At 43.7% G+C, this 20,308-nt stretch carries 11 protein-coding genes and 2 tRNA genes; 11 read left to right on the top strand and 2 right to left on the bottom strand.

Features of this window, described 5'->3' with window-relative positions; genetic code table 11:
* Positions 1–49 precede the first annotated feature (49 nt).
* Positions 50–1,144: a tryptophan--tRNA ligase gene (trpS, locus tag BSCG_RS08080; RefSeq protein ID WP_004297181.1), complete on the bottom strand. Its 1,095-nt coding sequence runs from the start codon at positions 1,142–1,144 to the stop codon at positions 50–52.
* A 428-nt stretch (positions 1,145–1,572) separates the two neighbouring features.
* On the opposite strand from trpS, the gene carB reads away from it, so the two are divergent.
* Positions 1,573–4,794, top strand: coding sequence for a carbamoyl-phosphate synthase (glutamine-hydrolyzing) large subunit (carB, locus tag BSCG_RS08075; protein WP_004297184.1), 3,222 nt, complete (start codon positions 1,573–1,575; stop codon positions 4,792–4,794).
* Between the two features lie 101 nt (positions 4,795–4,895).
* Here carB and BSCG_RS08070 read toward each other — a convergent pair whose 3' ends face one another.
* Positions 4,896–6,863: a family 20 glycosylhydrolase gene (locus tag BSCG_RS08070; RefSeq protein WP_032849640.1), complete on the bottom strand. Its 1,968-nt coding sequence runs from the start codon at positions 6,861–6,863 to the stop codon at positions 4,896–4,898.
* A gap of 151 nt (positions 6,864–7,014) precedes the next feature.
* On the opposite strand from BSCG_RS08070, the gene yaaA reads away from it, so the two are divergent.
* The 10 genes from yaaA (at position 7,015) to BSCG_RS08020 (ending at position 19,651) form a co-directional block, all read left to right on the top strand.
* On the top strand, positions 7,015–7,788 hold the full coding sequence (yaaA, locus tag BSCG_RS08065) for a peroxide stress protein YaaA (protein WP_008776678.1): 774 nt from the start codon (positions 7,015–7,017) through the stop codon (positions 7,786–7,788).
* Positions 7,789–7,791: 3 nt separating this feature from the next.
* Complete coding sequence (locus BSCG_RS08060; protein WP_004305590.1) at positions 7,792–8,337, top strand: sugar O-acetyltransferase; 546 nt, start codon at positions 7,792–7,794, stop codon at positions 8,335–8,337.
* 187 nt (positions 8,338–8,524) lie between these two features.
* A tRNA-Val gene (locus tag BSCG_RS08055) sits at positions 8,525–8,599 on the top strand.
* 34 nt (positions 8,600–8,633) lie between these two features.
* A tRNA-Val gene (locus BSCG_RS08050) sits at positions 8,634–8,708 on the top strand.
* Between the two features lie 141 nt (positions 8,709–8,849).
* Positions 8,850–10,196, top strand: a complete 1,347-nt coding sequence (gene purB / locus BSCG_RS08045) for an adenylosuccinate lyase (RefSeq protein WP_008776679.1) — start codon at positions 8,850–8,852, stop codon at positions 10,194–10,196.
* Between the two features lie 73 nt (positions 10,197–10,269).
* Positions 10,270–11,751: a pseudouridine synthase gene (locus tag BSCG_RS08040; protein ID WP_008776680.1), complete on the top strand. Its 1,482-nt coding sequence runs from the start codon at positions 10,270–10,272 to the stop codon at positions 11,749–11,751.
* Positions 11,752–11,856: 105 nt separating this feature from the next.
* Entirely contained in the window at positions 11,857–13,260 is a 1,404-nt protein-coding gene (asnS, locus tag BSCG_RS08035; protein WP_008776681.1) for an asparagine--tRNA ligase, read from the top strand.
* A 139-nt stretch (positions 13,261–13,399) separates the two neighbouring features.
* On the top strand, positions 13,400–13,891 hold the full coding sequence (locus BSCG_RS08030) for a DUF4488 domain-containing protein (protein WP_004305582.1): 492 nt from the start codon (positions 13,400–13,402) through the stop codon (positions 13,889–13,891).
* A gap of 257 nt (positions 13,892–14,148) precedes the next feature.
* The gene (locus BSCG_RS08025; protein ID WP_008776682.1) at positions 14,149–15,357 is read left to right on the top strand and encodes a glycoside hydrolase family 88 protein; all 1,209 of its coding nucleotides are present in this window, start codon (positions 14,149–14,151) and stop codon (positions 15,355–15,357) included.
* Between the two features lie 196 nt (positions 15,358–15,553).
* Complete coding sequence (locus BSCG_RS08020) at positions 15,554–19,651, top strand: hybrid sensor histidine kinase/response regulator transcription factor (RefSeq protein ID WP_032849641.1); 4,098 nt, start codon at positions 15,554–15,556, stop codon at positions 19,649–19,651.
* Positions 19,652–20,308: the final 657 nt, after the last annotated feature.

The following is a 20,308-nucleotide window of genomic DNA, read 5'->3' on the forward strand; positions in this document are numbered from 1 at the left end:
TAGAGTAGGCAGCCTTTACTTTATATGATACGTTTTTATGCAAACTTCCTTATTCCTGTGAGAAACGTTTTACCTGTTCCTCGATTAACTCCTTGTCATCGAAATAATTAATCTTCATTGCTTTTTTCACATCTGCCAAAGTCTCGGCAGCAGCAGCTCTGGCTACTTCGCATCCTTGCTGAAGCATGTCATAGATAGCCGGAATATCTTTGCTGAACTCTTTACGACGATTACGAATCGGTTCGAGTATTTCTTGCATAATAGAATTCAGGAAACGTTTCACTTTTACGTCGCCCAGTCCGCCGCGTTGATAATGTGCTTTCAATTCTGCCAGATTCGGATAATCCGGTAAGTAGCGTTCGAAATGTTCGGGGAGGCAGAAGGCGTCAAGGTAAGTGAATACGGTGTTACCTTCAATCTTTCCCGGGTCTTGTACACGGAGATGTCCCGGATCGGTATACATACTCATGATCTTCTTCTGGATTTCTTCCGGTTCTTCCGAAAGGTAGATACAGTTTCCGAGTGATTTACTCATTTTAGCTTTACCGTCAGTTCCCGGAAGACGCAGGCAGGCTGCATTGTCCGGCAACAGGATTTCCGGTTCTACCAATGTCTCACCATATATATAGTTGAAACGGCGAACGATTTCACGAGCCTGTTCAAGCATTGGTTCCTGGTCTTCACCCACAGGGACAGTTGTTGCACGGAATGCTGTGATGTCCGCTGCCTGGCTGATAGGATAAGTGAAGAAACCTACAGGAATACTTGCTTCAAAGTTGCGCATCTGGATTTCCGATTTCACAGTCGGGTTACGTTGCAGGCGAGATACGCTTACAAGGTCCATATAATAGAAACTAAGCTCGCATAATTCCGGAATTTGCGACTGTATGAAGATGGTAGCTTTAGACGGATCTATGCCACAAGCCAGATAGTCAAGGGCTACTTCAATTACATTCTGACGCACCTTCTCCGGATTGTCTATATTGTCTGTCAATGCCTGCGAATCGGCAATGAAGATAAACATCTTGCTATAATCACCTGCATTTTGCAGGTCAACTCTGCGTTTCAACGAGCCTACATAGTGACCGATATGAAGTCTTCCGGTAGGACGGTCGCCCGTCAATATGATTTTTTCTTTTCCCATATTTTATTACCTTATTATATAATGGCGACAAAGATAAGGATAAAAACTGAAAGATACATCAAAATGTAGTTACTTCATGATTTGTGCTTACTATGATAAAAAAGTATTCATTAAAAAGCTAACGGAAAAAACAACCGTTTCATTGACGCGGTAAACTATTTCAGTAAAAAATGAATGTTTCTTTTTGTCATTTGCAAAATATGTCGTTACTTTGCACAAATTTTGATATTAACAATGAATCAACAGGAAATCAGAAGTAAGTATTATCTACATTCGGATGTTTTGCACCCGGAAACGGCAGACTTCTTCTCTTTTCTCCAAAAACGATATTTTAGTTCTTTGGTAATGCGTTAATCCTTTTTTGAGGGTAACGCATTTTTTTTTATGGACGAACTTAGAAATAACAACTTATTATAACAACAAAAGAAATGGAAAAGGAAATCAAGAAAGTTCTCGTTTTGGGTTCTGGAGCACTCAAAATCGGACAAGCCGGAGAGTTCGACTACTCTGGTTCACAAGCACTGAAAGCTTTGAAAGAAGAAGGTATCAGCTCAGTATTGGTAAACCCGAACATCGCAACCATTCAGACTTCTGAAGGTATTGCCGATAAAGTGTATTTCCTTCCCGTAAATACTTATTTTGTAGAAGAAATTATCAAGAAAGAACGTCCTGATGGTATCTTGCTGGCATTCGGCGGACAGACTGCGTTGAACTGCGGTGCGGAACTCTACACACAGGGTATTCTTGATAAATACGGAGTAAAGGTGCTTGGTACATCGGTAGAAGCTATCATGTATACAGAAGACCGTGATTTGTTCGTGAAGAAACTGAACGAAATCGAGATGAAGACTCCGGTTAGCCAGGCAGTAGAAAACATGGAAGATGCCATTGCTGCTGCACGCAGAATCGGTTATCCTGTCATGGTACGTTCTGCTTATGCATTGGGTGGTCTTGGTAGCGGTATCTGTGCCGACGAAGAAGAATTCCTGAAATTGGCTGAAAGCTCCTTTGCTTTCTCTAAACAGATTCTGGTAGAAGAATCGTTGAAAGGCTGGAAAGAAATCGAATTTGAAGTGATCCGTGACGCTAACGACCATTGCTTCACAGTAGCCAGCATGGAAAACTTTGACCCGCTGGGTATCCATACCGGTGAATCCATCGTAGTGGCTCCTACCTGTTCACTGGATGATAAAGAATTGACTCTGTTGAAGGAACTTTCTACTAAATGTATCCGTCACCTCGGTATCGTGGGTGAGTGTAACATTCAGTATGCTTTCAACTCTGATACGGACGACTACCGTGTGATTGAAGTAAATGCCCGTTTGAGCCGTTCTTCTGCATTGGCGTCTAAAGCTACCGGTTATCCGTTGGCATTCGTTGCTGCTAAAGTAGCACTCGGCTATACACTCGACCAGATTGGTGAGATGGGGACTCCGAATTCTGCATACGTAGCTCCGCAACTTGACTACTATATCTGTAAAATCCCTCGTTGGGACTTGACGAAGTTTGCCGGTGTATCCCGTGAAATCGGTTCAAGCATGAAATCGGTAGGTGAAATCATGTCTATCGGCCGTTCTTTCGAAGAAATCATCCAGAAAGGTCTTCGTATGATTGGTCAGGGTATGCACGGTTTCGTAGGTAACGACGAACTGCACTTTGACGATCTTGATAAAGAGCTTTCTCGTCCGACAGACTTGCGTGTTTTCGCTATCGCACAAGCAATGGAAGAAGGTTATACCATCGAACGTATTCATGACCTGACAAAGATTGACCCATGGTTCCTTGGCAAACTGAAAAATATCGTAGACTACAAAGCGAAACTGTCTACCTATAATAAGGTAGAAGATATACCTGCCGATGTAATGCGTGAAGCGAAAGTATTAGGTTTCTCTGACTTCCAGATTGCTCGTTTCGTACTGAATCCAACCGGAAACATGGAGAAAGAAAACCTGGCAGTGCGTGCTCATCGTAAATCTATGGGTATCCTCCCGGCTGTAAAACGTATTAATACAGTTGCTTCCGAACATCCGGAACTGACTAACTATCTGTATATGACTTATGCAGTGGAAGGTTATGATGTAAACTATTATAAGAATGAAAAATCAGTAGTCGTACTGGGTTCGGGTGCTTACCGTATCGGTAGCTCTGTAGAATTTGACTGGTGTTCGGTAAATGCCGTTCAGACAGCCCGCAAATTGGGTTACAAATCTATCATGATTAACTACAACCCTGAAACGGTTTCTACTGACTATGATATGTGCGACCGTCTGTACTTCGACGAGCTTTCGTTCGAACGTGTACTCGACGTAATCGATCTGGAACAACCTCGCGGTGTGATTGTCTCTGTAGGTGGACAGATTCCGAACAACCTGGCTATGAAACTTTACCGCCAGTCGGTTCCTGTATTGGGTACTTCTCCGATCTCTATCGACCGTGCTGAAAACCGTAACAAGTTCTCTGCTATGCTTGACCAACTGGGTATCGACCAGCCGGCATGGATGGAACTTACCAGTCTCGAAGAGGTGAAAGGATTCGTAGAAAAAGTAGGCTATCCGGTATTGGTTCGTCCTTCTTACGTTCTTTCGGGAGCTGCTATGAATGTTTGCTACGATGACGAAGAATTGGAAAACTTCCTGAAGATGGCTGCCGAAGTTTCTAAAGAATACCCGGTAGTTGTTTCTCAATTCCTTGAAAATACAAAAGAAATTGAATTTGATGCTGTTGCCCAGAATGGTGAAGTGGTGGAATACGCAATTTCTGAACATGTGGAATTTGCCGGTGTTCACTCCGGTGACGCTACACTGGTATTCCCGGCACAGAAGATTTACTTTGCAACGGCACGCCGTATCAAGAAAATCAGCCGTCAGATTGCTAAAGAACTTAATATCTCCGGTCCGTTCAATATCCAGTTCCTGGCTCGTAACAACGAAGTGAAAGTAATCGAATGTAACTTGCGTGCTTCTCGTAGTTTCCCGTTTGTTTCTAAAGTACTGAAACGTAACTTCATCGAAACAGCTACCCGCATCATGTTGGATGCTCCGTACTCACGTCCGGATAAATCTGCATTTGATATCGACTGGATTGGTGTAAAAGCATCTCAGTTCTCTTTCTCTCGTCTGCACAAGGCTGACCCGGTATTGGGTGTGGATATGTCTTCTACAGGTGAAGTTGGATGTATCGGTGATGATTTCTCTGAAGCATTGCTGAATGCAATGATCGCTACCGGATTCAAGATTCCTGAAAGAGCAGTAATGTTCTCTTCCGGTGCTATGAAGTCGAAAGTGGATTTGCTGGATGCCAGCCGTATGCTGTTTGCTAAGGGATATCAGATTTATGCTACTGCCGGAACTGCTGCATTCCTGAATGCTCATGGAGTAGACGCGACTCCGGTTTACTGGCCGGATGAGAAACCAGGTGCAGAGAATAATGTAATGAAGATGATCGCTGACCATAAGTTTGACCTGATCGTAAACATTCCGAAGAATCATAGCAAACGTGAATTAACGAATGGCTATCGTATCCGTCGTGGTGCAATCGATCACAACATTCCATTGATTACAAATGCTCGTCTGGCAAGTGCCTTTATCGAAGCATTCTGTGAATTGAAATTGGGTGATATTCAGATCAAGAGCTGGCAGGAATATAAATAAACTGCTTTAGCTGTTTATCAAAATAAAAAGAACTCCCTCTTTGGAATGCCAAAGGGGGAGTTTTTTGTTTAAGTTGTCTTGTTGCGAATAGATGTTTTCTGTTATTTGCTTACACGATAATTGTGTACTTTCAGATTCTCTATCCGGCTATTGAAGTTTCCGGCTTTCTCGAGCGGGAAAACCAATGTGCGTATATAACTCATAGAATCTTTTCCTGCATTGAAATAACATTTCTGTATGTTCATTTCTTCAACAACCTTTCCGTTTACTCTGAGTGTGGTACTACGATGATCGCCTTCAATCTGAATGGTCGCTTTCTCTCCCGGATTCACTTTATATGGGAACGTATTCAAATAACCATCGCGTGCAAAACCCATCATCCCTCGAATTGGATCTGCTAGATAGAATACGGCATTGGGTGAACGGAACAATTCTGTTCCGCTTTTCTCTGGTGCTCCGGTAATGTCGAAACTGACTGTATAATTATAGCCGATTTCCGGGTAAGTGGAAGTGCTGCCGGGAGCAACGGTAGAACGCTCATATACCAATGCCGGACTCTTGCCGATTCTTCCCAATTGATTGACTCCGGGGGCTTCACTGATAGCACTACGCTTTTCATTATACACTTCGAATGGCAGACTGGTTTCTTTCCCTGTCCATGTCTTTACTGCTAGAGTTTGTAACGCAGGGAATACACGGTGATGAATGTCTTTCACGGAAATTCCATTACCTGCATGGTCGTTCCAGATGGCAAACATGCCACCGAGAATAGCAGGGTGCTTTTCTTCGAATACGGCTTTCCCGATATGTGCCGGTGTCCATTCTTTATATAAAAATACCTCGTTAAGATAATCCTGATAGTAACCGGCTAATGGAACAATGTAAACCATTGCATCCGGAATGCTGATTAGCTGGTAGCCGTCTTTTATCATGGTTGCTGGGTCGGCATATCCGTTATACCAGGCATTCATAATGATATTTTCTGATTTGACAGGGGTGTCTCCTTTAGCATGAGTGAGAGCGCCCCATATCACGGCTTGTTTGCCAAAGCCTTCTACCAGCCGGATATAATGGTCGGTGAAAGCCCGGAATTTTTCTACTACCTCTTTCTTGGCATTCGAGTATTCGTCGGTACCGATATGCACACGCTTGCCCACGAATACAGGGTCGTCACCTTTCAGGTATTCTTTGAACAGATCGTCTGCAAATTGATAGGTTTCCGGTTTGAATAAGTCAAGATGATCCATTCCGTACTCCTTGCTCCCAATTTCCGGTTTGTAATGAGTGAATGCTAATGAATGTGCCGGAATATCAATTTCCGGTATAATCTCTACAAAGTTGGTTGCAGCTTGTTTCTGAAAATCAATAAATTCTTTTTTAGAATAAGAACCGTCGCGGGCTGTGAGTCCCGGATAAGTTTCGGACTCCAGACGGAAAGCAGCATAAGTCTTGTCCCAGTTGTTATCAAAATATTGCTTGAATCCATTATCATTCAGATGGACTTGCAGGGTATTCATCTTGTAATAAGCCATTATTTTTACCAGATCCTGAAGATAGCTCATCGGAATGAATTTACGACCGCAGTCTATCATGAATCCCCGGATGGAGTAGTCGGGATAGTCGCGGATTATTCCTTTGGGAAATGAGTGCTCCTGGCTTTGTTCTGCTATTTGCAAGAGGGTACGTGTGCTCCAGTAAAGCCCTGTCGGGGTGGGAGCAGAAGTCGTGATCCGATCGGTAATCTTGATTTCATAACCCTCTTCTCCCAGCTTTTTGTCAGCTGACAGTGATAGGATGAAGTCTCCGGGTGTGGCTTTGCCTTGAGTTACGCTTAATGTTTTTCCGAACATTTGCTGGTAATCGTCGGCAAACATTTGGGCTATTCTCAGCAATTCTGGATTTGCAGAGGTGCATACTATCTTCGCATTTGTTCCCGGAGTGAAATTACCATCTTTTCCTGTCCATTGTTTGAGTTCGGGGACAACAAAAGGTTTAGAGTTTACGCTGGCATAGGATAAACTGCCATACAAACAGAAGATTGTCAATAAGCATAACACTTTCAGGGGGATTAGTGTGTGTCATAATGGGGGTGTTTTTGTTATTAATAAATGATTAAAGTTAATTATTGGCTGAATTTAGGGATAATCTGTCTATTAGCCAGCAAGAGAAGCGATTTATTTTTTATTTTTGTTTTTCGAAAAGATAAAATCAGATTTAACAATGTTAGTACTTCTATCTTGTGCCAAGACTATGAGTGAAACTTCAAAGGTGAAAGTTCCTTTGAAAACGGTTCCACGATTTCAAAAAGAAGCTTCCGGGATTGCTTTGCAGATGTCACAGTTTTCGGTGGACGAACTGGAACGCCTGTTGCGTGTGAATGCTAAAATAGCTGTGGAAAATTACAAGCGTTATCAGGCTTTTCATGCGGAGGGTACACCGGAACTGCCTGCTTTATTGGCTTATACCGGAATTGTGTTCAAACGGTTGAATGCAAAAGATTTCTCGAAAGTAGAATTTGAATATGCGCAGGAACACTTGCGGCTGACTTCTTTTTGTTATGGACTGTTGAGGCCTTTGGACGTTATTCGTTCCTGTCGGTTGGAAGGAGATGTAGTGCTGCCTGAACTGGGTAATCAGACGATGTTTTCTTATTGGCAGTCCCGTTTGACGGATGTGTTCATTGAAGACATCAAGAAAGCCGGCGGCATACTTTGCAATTTGGCCAGTGACGAGATGAAAAGCTTGTTTGATTGGAAGCGGGTGGAAAAAGAGGTGCATGTCATCACTCCCGAATTTCAAGTATGGAAGAATGGAAAATTGGCTTCGATAGTAATATATATCAAAATGTCCCGTGGTGAAATGACACGGTTCATTCTGAAGAATCGAATTGAAAATCCGGAGGATCTGAAAAGCTTCTCTTGGGAAGGGTTTGAATTTAACGAATCTCTTTCGAACGAAAAGAAGTTTGTATTTACTAACGGCAAAGAAATATAAGGTATGACGGAAGTTGAGAAGATGCGTAGTAGCCAGTTGGCTGATATGTCTGCACCGGAGTTGCAGGTACGTTTTGAACATGCCAAAAAACTATTGGCACGTATGCGGGGAATGAGTACGTACGATGAGGGTTATAGGGAATTATTGGATAAGTTGGTACCGGGGATTCCTGAAACTTCCATTATATGCCCGCCTTTCCATTGTGATCACGGAGACGGAATCAAGTTGGGTGAACATGTGTTTGTTAATGCCAATTGCACTTTCCTGGATGGAGGATATATCACAATTGGTGCTCATACACTGGTCGGTCCTTGTGTGCAGATTTATACGCCTCATCATCCGATGGATTATCAGGAAAGAAGAGGCTCTAAGGAATATGCTTATCCGGTGACGATTGGCGAAGACTGCTGGATTGGTGGCGGCGCTATTATCTGTCCCGGTGTGACGATTGGTAATCGTTGTGTGATAGGAGCGGGGAGTGTTGTGACGAAAGATATTCCCGACGACAGTGTTGCAGTCGGGAATCCGGCACGGGTGATTCGTAAATAAGTTGCTTTATCTGGTAGACAGACTGGACGAAGTGAAAGTTGTGAGAAAAAAAACTTTTTTGTATTATTTGTTGATAATCAGAGCTTTTCTTTATTGCGCAAAAACTTTCTTGAAAAATAATACATGAAATGTTTGCAGAATTCAAAAAATGCCGTACCTTTGCATCGCTTTTGAAACGGAAGTGTACGGGCGTTTAGCTCAGCTGGTTCAGAGCATCTGCCTTACAAGCAGAGGGTCGGCGGTTCGAATCCGTCAACGCCCACACAAAAAACGAAACACTTCCGGCTCATTAACAAGGGCGTTTAGCTCAGCTGGTTCAGAGCATCTGCCTTACAAGCAGAGGGTCGGCGGTTCGAATCCGTCAACGCCCACTATAAAACAGAGTCTTACGAAGAAATTCGTGAGGCTTTTTTTATTTCTTACCGCTTTTATACAAACTTTCTCTATCCTTTTGCTCTATAACTCAGGAAAAAGAGTTAATTTTGCAGTCTGATAATTATCTAAGAAAACGTATGGAACTTGATGTATTAACGGCCATATCTCCGATTGATGGTCGATATAGAGGCAAAACTAAAGCTTTGGCAGCTTATTTCTCTGAATTTGCACTGATTAAATACCGTGTACAGGTAGAGGTGGAATACTTTATCACCTTGTGCGAACTCCCTTTGCCGCAATTAAAAGGAATCAATAGCAATGTGTACGAAACTTTACGGAATATCTACCGTAACTTCTCTGAAGCAGACGCACAGCGCATTAAAGATATCGAAAGTGTAACTAACCACGACGTGAAAGCCGTAGAATACTTCCTGAAAGAAGAGTTTGACAAAATGGGCGGAATGGATGACTACAAAGAGTTTATCCACTTCGGACTGACTTCTCAGGATATTAACAATACGTCTGTTCCTCTTTCTATCAAAGAGGCATTGGAGCGGGTTTATTACCCGTTGATTGAAGAGCTGATTGCACAGTTGAAAACCTATGCGACAGAATGGGCTAACATTCCGATGCTTGCCAAAACTCACGGTCAGCCGGCTTCTCCTACCCGTCTGGGTAAAGAAGTGATGGTATTTGTTTACCGTCTCGAACGTCAGTTGGCTATGTTGAAAGCATGTCCTCTTACCGCCAAGTTTGGCGGTGCTACCGGAAACTACAATGCGCATCACGTGGCTTATCCTCAATATGACTGGAAACAATTCGGCAATCGGTTTGTTGCAGAAAAACTGGGATTGGAACGCGAAGAATATACAACGCAGATTTCGAACTATGATAACCTCTCTGCTGTTTTTGATGCTATGAAGCGTATCAATACTATCATGGTGGATATGAATCGTGACTTCTGGCAGTACATCTCTATGGAGTACTTCAAGCAGAAGATCAAAGCCGGAGAAGTAGGTTCGAGCGCCATGCCGCATAAAGTGAATCCGATTGACTTTGAAAATGCGGAAGGTAACTTGGGCATAGCAACGTCTATTCTGGAACATTTGGCTGTGAAGCTTCCTGTTTCCCGTTTGCAGCGTGACTTGACAGATTCAACGGTGTTGCGTAATGTCGGTGTACCTTTCGGTCATATCGTGATTGCCATCCAGAGTTCTTTGAAAGGATTACGCAAACTGTTATTGAACGAACCGGCTATTTATCGTGATTTGGATAATTGTTGGAGTGTAGTGGCAGAAGCTATTCAGACCATCCTGCGCCGTGAGGCTTATCCGCATCCGTATGAAGCTTTGAAAGCGCTAACCCGCACCAACCAAGCTATTACAGAAAGTTCTATTAAAGAGTTTATCGAAGAATTGAATGTAAGCGAAGATATTAAAAAAGAGTTAAGAGCAATCACTCCCCATACATATACGGGGCTTTAATTGTTTACTTATATAATAAACGTGTTTTTAAATAGGCCGTGAGGCCAAAGTCTAATTTTATTCGAATAAAAAAATGAGCACAGAAAACGAAGAATGGCGCGAAAATTCTTTCAATGAAGAGAATACAGGTGCCGGCCGTGATGGTAACAGGTCTTACAACAGAGAAGGTGGAGAACGTCCGTATCGTCCTTCTTACAACCGTGAAGGCGGGGATCGCCCGTATCGCCCGCGATTTAATGCCAATAATGAAGGAGGTGAACGCCCGCAGCGTTCGTATGGTGACCGCTCTTATGGCGATCGTCCTCAACGTCCTTCTTACAATCGTGAAGGTGGCGATCGTCCGTATCGTCCTCGCTTCAATAACAATAACGAAGGAGGCGAACGCCCGCAGCGTCCTTACAACCGCGAAGGTGGTTCTTATGATCGTCCTCAACGTCCTTCCTACAATCGTGAAGGTGGTTTTTATGACCGTCCTCAACGTCCCCGTTTCAATAGCGGCGAAGGTGGTGATCGTCCTCAACGTCCTTCTTACAACCGTGAAGGTGGCGACCGTCCTTACCGTCCCCGCTTTAATAACGGCGAAGGTGGCGACCGTCCTCAACGTCCTTCTTACAACCGTGAAGGTGGTGACCGTCCGTATCGTCCCCGTTTTAATAACGGCGAAGGTGGCGGCTATCGCAGCAATAACGGCGGTGGGGGAGGTTACCGTCCGAGATACAACAATGACCGTTCACAAGGAGGATATCGTCCTCGTCCGCGTACCGGCGATTATGATCCGAACGCTAAGTATAGCGTAAAGAAACAGATCGAGTACAAGGAACAGTTCGTTGATCCGAATGAACCGATTCGTCTGAATAAGTTCTTGGCTAACGCAGGTGTTTGCTCCCGTCGTGAGGCTGATGAATTTATCACAGCAGGTGTGGTTTCTGTAAACGGTGAAGTGGTAACGGAATTGGGTACGAAGATCAAACGTTCGGATGTGGTTAAGTTCCACGACGAACCGGTAAGCATCGAACGTAAGGTATATGTATTGTTGAATAAGCCGAAAGATACGGTTACTACATCGGACGATCCGCAGGAACGCCGTACAGTAATGGATTTGGTGAAAGGCGCTTGCAACGAACGTATTTATCCGGTAGGACGCCTTGACCGTAATACGACTGGTGTACTGTTGCTGACGAATGACGGTGATTTGGCTTCCAAGCTGACACACCCGAAATTCCTGAAGAAGAAAATTTATCATGTTCATCTGGACAAGAACCTGACCAAAGCAGATATGGATCAGATTGCAGCCGGTATCCAGTTGGAAGATGGCGAAATCCATGCAGATGCGATCAGCTATACAGATGATTTCAAGAAAGACCAGGTAGGTATCGAAATTCACTCCGGTAAGAACCGTATCGTTCGCCGCATTTTCGAATCACTGGGTTATAAAGTAGTAAAACTCGACCGTGTGTTCTTCGCCGGACTGACCAAAAAAGGTCTGCGTCGCGGAGACTGGCGTTACCTGTCGGAAGCAGAAGTAAACTACCTCCGCATGGGTTCGTTTGAGTAATAAGTCAATAAATAACAACTTGACAGAGGACGGGGAAAGAAAGCAGGAAAGAATTCATCCTGCATTTGAAACCTCGTCTTCTTGTATCTAAAAAGAAAAAGTTAAATGGAAAAGATTGGTAGAACAAAAATTGTTGACCTGTTGAAGCGCACAGATATTGGCGCTATGGTCAATGTGAAAGGATGGGTTCGCACCCGTAGAGGTAGCAAACAAGTAAACTTTATCGCACTGAATGACGGTTCTACAATAAATAATTTGCAGATCGTAGTAGATTTGGCTGGTTTCGATGAAGAGATGCTGAAACTGATTACTACCGGGGCTTGTATCAGCGTGAACGGAGAAATGGTAGAATCAGTGGGTTCCGGACAGAAAGTGGAAGTACAGGCTCGTGAAATCGAAGTGCTGGGTACTTGCGATAATACATATCCATTACAGAAGAAAGGCCACTCTATGGAATTCTTGCGCGAGATTGCTCACTTGCGTCCGCGTACCAATACATTCGGTGCAGTGTTCCGCATCCGTCACAACATGGCGATTGCTATTCACAAGTTCTTCCATGAAAAGGGCTTCTTCTATTTCCATACGCCGATCATTACGGCTTCCGATTGTGAAGGTGCCGGACAGATGTTCCAGGTGACTACGATGAACCTGTATGACTTGAAGAAAGACGAGAGAGGTTCTATCTCTTATGAAGATGATTTCTTCGGTAAGCAGGCAAGTCTGACTGTTTCCGGTCAGCTGGAAGGTGAGTTGGCAGCTACTGCTTTGGGAGCTATCTACACATTCGGTCCTACGTTCCGTGCCGAAAACTCCAACACTCCCCGCCACTTGGCAGAGTTCTGGATGATTGAGCCGGAAGTGGCTTTCAACGACATTACAGACAACATGGACTTGGCAGAAGAGTTCATCAAATATTGTGTGAAATGGGCGTTGGATAACTGTGCGGATGATGTGAAGTTCCTGAACGATATGTTCGACAAAGGCTTGATTGAACGTCTGCAAGGTGTATTGAAAGATGATTTTGTACGTTTACCTTATACAGACGGCATCAAGATTCTTGAAGAAGCAGTTGCGAAAGGACATAAGTTCGAATTCCCGGTTTACTGGGGCGTGGACCTGGCTTCCGAACACGAACGTTTCTTAGTGGAAGAACACTTCAAACGTCCGGTGATTCTGACTGATTATCCGAAGGAAATCAAGGCCTTCTATATGAAGCAGAACGAAGACGGTAAGACTGTACGTGCCATGGACGTTCTTTTCCCGAAAATTGGTGAAATTATCGGTGGTTCCGAACGTGAAGCCGACTATAACAAGCTGATGACCCGTATTGAAGAAATGCATATCCCGATGAAGGATATGTGGTGGTATCTGGATACCCGTAAGTTCGGTACTTGTCCTCATTCCGGTTTCGGATTAGGGTTCGAACGTCTGTTATTGTTTGTAACAGGTATGGCGAATATCCGTGACGTGATACCGTTCCCGCGTACACCAAGAAATGCTGATTTCTAATATTTCGGTATATTTATGTAAAACTCGCATAATCTTCAGGTTATGCGAGTTTTTTTATGCTCTGAATTGCTGTATTCTCAAAATAAATCTTTATATTTGGAAATACGCATTCGAGAGTGTTAACTAAAATAATACAACAATGAAAAAGCTCTATTTCTTTACCATGCTTTCAATAATGTTGTTAGCGGTAACAGGTGCGACGGCCCAGAAGAAAACCAAATTCAAAGCGGCCGATTTGAAAGGTATTTGGCAGCTCTGCCATTATGTATCCGAGTCTCCCGATGTTCCGGGAGCGTTGAAACCCAGTAATACATTTAAAGTATTGAGTGATGACGGACAAATCGTTAACTTTACCATTATTCCCGGTGCGGATGCGATTATTACTGGATATGGTACTTATAAACAACTCACGGACGATTCTTATAAGGAAAGTATCGAGAAGAACATTCATCTCCCGATGCTGGACAATCAGGACAATATTTTGGAATTTGAGATTAAAGATAATGATTATCTCCATCTGAAATATTTTATCAAGAATGATTTGAATGGAAATGAGTTGAACACCTGGTATTATGAAACCTGGAAGAGGGTGGAGATGCCGGCTAAATTCCCGGAAGATATTGTGAGATAAAAGAGCGTGTACTTTTTAGTGGAGGCACGGATTTTGCAAAAGGCTGCATAGTTGTTTGGTTATGCCTGACAACAGCTTATTTGGTAAAATCCGTGCTTGTTTTTCTATAAAAGATAAAAACAAAGCACTTTTGGACAAAATCAAAGTTCGTAGAAATAGAAACAAAAATGAAAAAATAGATTTGCAAAGGGTCTGTCCGCGACTTGTTCTAACTTTGTTGCCAGTAATAGAATACAGTAACAAAATAAAGTGGAACAATGAAAAACAAACTTTTACTGGCGGTAGGGAGTATGGCGCTCCTGACTGCTTGCGATGCTTCAAAAGGAAATGAGATGGAATGGTTCGACCATGCAGTGAAAACAGCGGGACATCAGTTGCTCTATATGGCAGAACAATTGAAGAATGAACCGGATACCGCCTGTTTTCCCCGTTCTATCAAAGAAGGAAAGTACAGACTGGAGCACCCCACAGATTGGACGAGTGGTTTCTATCCCGGTTCCATGTGGCTGGCATACGAGTTGACCGGTGATGAGGCTCTCGCAAAAGAGGCGCGTAAATATACGAACCGTCTGCAGGATATGCAATATTATACGGGTAATCACGATTTGGGTTTTATGATGTTTTGCAGTTATGGGCAGGGCATCCGTTTGAAACCGGAGCCAACGGACAGTTTGATTCTGATTCATTCTTCAGAAAGCTTGTGCTCCCGTTTTCGTCCGGAAGTCGGACTGATTCGTTCGTGGGATTTCGGTGAATGGAGCTATCCGGTGATTATTGATAATATGATGAACCTTGAAATGTTGTTCTGGGCTTCGGAGCAAACCAATAATCCGAAATATCGTGAAATAGCCATCTCTCATGCTAACAAAACGTTGAAGAATCACTTCCGGGAGGACATGACTTCCTATCATGTGGTAAGTTATCTGGCGGATAGCGGTGAAGTAGAGTCGAAAGGAACCTTTCAGGGATATGCCGATTCTTCCGCTTGGGCGCGTGGACAGGCTTGGGGAGTGTATGGATATACCATGTGTTATCGCTTCACCAAGCAGCAGAACTATCTGGATGCCGCTCATAAAATAGCGCGGTTCATTATCGATCACCGCCCGTCCGAAAATGACTATGTACCTTATTGGGATTATGATGCTCCTAATATTCCGAATGAACCGCGGGATGCTTCTGCGGCTGCCGTAACAGCTTCTGCATTACTGGAGTTGAGTGGTTATGGCGACAAGAAACAAGAGGAAGAATATTTCCGTTATGCGGAGCATATCCTGAAACAGTTATCCTCTGATGATTATTTGGCCCAAGAAGGAGAAAATCATGGTTTCGTCCTGTTACATTCGGTTGGTAGTTTCCCGCACGACAGTGAAATTGATACTCCGCTCAATTATGCCGATTATTATTATCTGGAAGCCTTGAAACGTTATAAAGATCTGAAAGAAAAATCAGAAAATCCGTCTTACTAACTTGAAGAGAAACCGTAAAAAAAATTAAAGTTCAGGGCAACCGCGTCTAAAATATGAATTCATAACTGTCGGACTTTGGCGCGGTTGTCCTGTTTTGAGCCGATACCGGTCCTTTATATGAGTTAAAAAACGGGATTCATTTATCAGATTGAATTGAAAATACTTATCTTTACGATAAATTCTTCAATATTAGCTCATGAAAGACCGGCATTTGCTATTTAAGTACCTATTCGGATTAACCGTTTGCATCTTATTTTTTCCTTTGGCTGTATCGGCCGCCGACAGCTTCATTCATTTTAAGCGATTATCCGTGGATGACGGGCTGTCGCAAAATACTGTGCTTGCTCTGACACAAGATCATAATAATAAGCTTTGGGTAGGAACCATAGACGGACTGAACTGGTATGAAGGTTCCCGTTTCGTTTCGTATTATAAAGCGCCGGATGATACGACTAGTCTGGCAAACAATCATGTTTATTCACTTCATACCGATTCGAAAGGTACGGTATGGGTAGGTACACAGGTCGGTTTATCCCGTTATAATATAGTAGGGAATAATTTCACCAATTATTCTTCACCGGACAATCAGCCGATGCAAGTATTGGCTATCGGAGAACCGGAGGAAGGCGACCGGCTTTTGCTTGCTACCAATATCGGTCTGGTGGTTTTTGATAAAAAGACCGGGCGGATGAAAGTGCAGCCGGAACTTGCCGGAAAAACAATCTATTCTGTTTGCCGGATGAATGACGGTTTCCTGTTGGGAACTTCGGAAGGTGTCTATTTCTATTATGTACGCAACGAAAACGTGACCCCGCTTCTTCTCCAATTGAAAGGAGAAACCATCTCCGATATGCTCTATGACGACAAAACCGGCAACTGTTGGCTGGCTTCATTGACAAACGGGGTGTATTGTGTGGATAACAACTTTCAAATAAAACATCATTATAACAAGCAAAATACTCCTGCTTATTTCCTTACGAACTCGGTCAGGACATTGTCCGGAGATGATAAAGGAAGGGTTTGGATAGGAACCATGGAAGGTTTGCTTATCCTTGAACCGGAGACGGAAACGTTCCGGATCTGTCGTTTTTCTCCTGAAGATCCGACTACCTTGGGCCATAATTCCATCCGTTCTATCTTGAAAGATAATCAAGGGGGAATGTGGATCGGTACATTTTACGGCGGGCTTAATTATTATCATCCTCTCGCTCCGGCATTCGGACGCTTGCAACATTCCGCCTGGAGGAATTCGTTAAGTGATAACACAGTGAGTTGTATTGCCGAAGACCCGGATAATGGCAATCTCTGGATTGGCACGAACGACGGCGGATTAAATTATTATAACCGGAAAACCGGAGTCTTTTCATATTACCGGACGAGTACTTCCGCCAACGCTTTAAAGTCGGACAATATAAAATGTATATGGACGGGCAAGGATGGAAGTGTCTATATCGGCACTCATGGAGGGGGAATGAGTCGTCTGCATCACCGGAGTGGCAGGATAGAAACATATTCCTTTCCCCATTCTACTTCCCTGACTAACAGTTGTTACTCCTTATTGGACGGAACGGATGGAACGCTTTGGGTAGGCGGCATGAGCGGGCTTTACCTTTTCGACAAACAGACCGGCGAACTTTCACAGCATCCGTTGGCTAAAAAGCATAAAAAGTTAGAGAATGTATTGATATATACCTTGTTTCGCGATTCAAAAGGAAGAATCTGGATTGGTACGGAAGAGAGCCTGTTTTTGTATGCCGGCGGGAAACTGGAAGAACTGCATCTTTCTTCTTCGGCTTATCTGCATGGGTTGATACAGGCTTTCTGTGTACAGGAGGATAGCCGTCATGAAATCTGGATCGGTTCTTCCACAGGATTATATTGCTATAAGGAAGGAGCACCGACTGCCTGGAAACACTATACGATGAAAGACGGTTTGCCAAACGACTTTATTTATAATATACTGGAAGATGAACGGGGGCGTTTATGGTTGACAACTAACAAGGGACTGGCTTGCTTCAATACGGAGGAGGGTACTTTCCTCAACTATACGAAGCAGGACGGATTGCCTCACGATCAGTTTAACTATTTCGGAGCTTGCAAAGCGCACGATGGTACATTCTTTCTGGGGTCTCTTGGGGGCGTTGCCTATTTCAAGCCATACGAATTGGGTGATAATCCATATTCCCCGGATGCGGTAGTGACAGGAGCCGTTGTCTTAAATCAGGTGATTACGGATATGAAAAGTGAACGGGTACGTTATTATCAGGACGAGCAAGGGCGGATGCTGGGTATGTCGTTCCCTTCCGATCAGAAACTTTTTAATATCCGGTTTGCCGTTATCAACTATTTGGCTGGCAAACGGAACCAGTTCGTTTACAAATTGGAAGGCTTTGAAACCGAGTGGAACTACTCCCGTCATGTTTCCTTTGCACGGGCGAGTTATTCCAATCTCCCGCCCGGTGAGTATGTATTCAAGGTGAAGGCATGTAACAACAATGGAAAGTGGAGCGAGGCGACCACTGAATTTTTTGTGCATATCATTCCGATGTGGTATCAGACCTGGTGGGCAAAGACACTTTTCATCTTCTTTTCTGTAGGGCTTCTCGTCTTTGTGATCTATTTCTTTATTGCCCGTGCCAAAATGAAGATGCAAGTCCGGATCGAACAGATAGAACGAAACAAGATAGAAGAAATCAGTCAGGAGAAAGTACGTTTTTACATGAATATGTCTCATGAGTTGCGTACTCCGTTGAGTCTGATACTGGCTCCGTTGGAGGAACTCTTGGGGCAGAGCAATCTGAAAGGTACTCCGGTACAACAGAAGCTGGATTACGTTTATAAGAACGGTCGTAAGTTGTTGCACATTGTCAACCAGTTGCTGGATTTCCGTAAAGCCGAAGCAGGTGCAATGCCTATTCATGTTGCGCAGGTGGATGTAGAAGAACTGTTGCAAGATGCTTTTGCCCTGTTTAAAGAAAATGCGCAGAAGCGTGCTATCAGCTTTCATATAAAATCCGATCTGGAAGGACGATTGTTTCCGGCGGACCGGACGTATGTAGAGACTATCTTGATGAACCTGTTGTCTAACGCCTTTAAGTTTACACCGGACGGCGGAAGTATTTCGCTTTCCTTATGGACAGAGGGAGATACCTATGGCTTCACGGTAAGAGATAGCGGAATCGGTATGTCTCCGGAACAGCTAACCCACATTTTCGAACGTTTCTATCAGGTAGACGGTCAGCGAAAGGGGACGGGTATCGGGCTGTCATTGGTGAAGATGCTTGTAGAAAAGCATCACGGCACTATTATGGTAGCAAGCGAACCTGCTCAATATACCGAATTTAAAGTCACGCTACCTGCTGATATGGCTGCCTTCACGGAGAAAGAATGTGAATTGCCGGCACATGAAGTCGAAACATCTGCTTCTCTCCGGGAGCTTCCGGTGGCTGATGAATATTTCTCTGGTGATGCGTCGGCTATAGTTGCAGAAGAACTATCGGACGGTGATCAGATAGAAGCCGGCAGTGAGGAAGAGCGTCCTACTATCTTGTTGGTAGATGACAATAAAGAGATGGTGGATTACCTGAAAGATAATTTCCGGCAGAACTATGTGACGCTGACCGCCGGAAACGGCGAAGAAGCATTGGCTATTATGAAAGAGCATCGTGTGGATATTGTTCTTTCCGACGTGATGATGCCGGGTATTGACGGTATCAAACTTTGCCAGCTTATTAAACGAAATCTGCAAACCTGCCACATTCCCGTCTTGCTGTTGTCTGCCAAAGGAAGTGTTGATGCACAGACGGAGGGTATTCAGGCTGGAGCGGATGATTACATTGCCAAACCGTTCTCGATTCATTTATTGAAAGGAAAAATAGCTAATCAACTGAAAGCACGCCAGCGGTTGAAACACTATTATTCGAATACGATTGATATAGATACTGCTAAAATGACTTCGAATAATCTGGATGAGGAATTCATGAGCAAAGCTATTCAGGTAGTAGAAGAAAATATCAGTAATGAAGACTTCACCTCTGATGAGTTGGCAAGTCAGCTTTGTATGAGCCGTTCGTCACTGTATCTCAAGATGAATTCCATATCCGGTGAACCGCCTGCCAACTTTATCCGGCGTATCCGTTTTAATAAGGCGTGTAAATTGTTGCTTGAAGGGCGCTACTCCATTTCGGAGATTAGCGGAATGGTAGGCTTCGGATCTTCTTCTTACTTCTCTACCAGTTTCAAGAAGTATGTCGGTTGTCTGCCATCGGAGTATGTGAAGCAGCATACTAAGTAATTGCTTTGCGGTTATGCATTTGTTCACCACAGAGGACGCGGAGGACACAGAGGTGAATCTTGTTCAAGCAGGTGCAGAAATGAATGAGAGTTTTTTGTCTACTATAAAGTTGAAAAACATAAAAACATCTGCCACCTGCAACGAAACGCGTGTAATGCACTAATTGACAAATAGTTGGAGCGTTGCAGATACTGTGGCAGATAGGTTGCAGATAAAGTATCTGCAACGCGTTATATAATCAAAGAAAAAGCCTTGATTCCTTTGTGCAAAGCTATGGGATAATTGGGATGACTCTATGGAGAATTTGTGGTGTCTCTACGGGGAAACGGCAGTATCCTTACGTAGAAACTCTCGTGTCCCGCCTTAGAAACTCTCGTGTCCTGCCGTGGAAACTGTAATTTCTAATGCCGGAAACGACAGTTCCCCGCCTGGAAACGGGAAGTTAATGCATACAATAAACTTTTGCCCTCCTGGAGAATTGGCTTATGCAAGGTTTATACTGTGTTGCAGATACTTTGATCTGCAACCTATCTGCAACAGTATCTGCCACGCTCCAACTATTTATTAACTAGTGCATTACACGCGTTTCGTTGCAGGTGGCAGATGTTTTTATGTTTTTCAATTTTATAGTAGGAGGATTACGCATCAAAATTAGGG

Origin of the sequence: Bacteroides sp. 2_2_4 (assembly GCF_000157055.1) — a bacterium.
Classification (GTDB): Bacteria; Bacteroidota; Bacteroidia; order Bacteroidales; family Bacteroidaceae; genus Bacteroides; species Bacteroides ovatus.